We start from the raw sequence: 314 nt of genomic DNA on the forward strand, positions 1-314 counted from the left end.
GGCGGCCGCCGAACACGCGGTCCAGCAGGCCGAGAGATTCACGCTGCTCCCAGTCCTCGCGGGCGACCAGGGGCGCGTAGAGGTAGCGGCGGCCGTCGCGCTGCGCCTGCAGGGCGCCCTTGTTGAGCATGCGGTTCAGCAGGGTCTTGACGGTGCCGAGTTGCCAGCCAGCGTCAGACGGAAGCGTCGGGTCGTCCCCTGCTTCCTCGACGCCCGCGGGGGGCGGGTTGCGCATCGCCCGGCCCTGGGCGTGCTGTGACAGCAGCGCCGCGAGGATGTCTTCCGCGCTGAGCGGGTGGCGCGCCCAGAGGGTG

Annotated in this window: 1 protein-coding gene; it reads right to left on the bottom strand. The window is 72.9% G+C overall.

The features are described from left to right. Positions 1–314 (bottom strand): BlaI/MecI/CopY family transcriptional regulator (locus RVY79_RS18635; RefSeq protein ID WP_317466034.1); only part of this gene is annotated, 314 nt, incomplete at both ends.

The organism is Chromohalobacter sp. HP20-39, assembly GCF_033052815.1.
GTDB lineage: Bacteria > Pseudomonadota > Gammaproteobacteria > Pseudomonadales > Halomonadaceae > Chromohalobacter.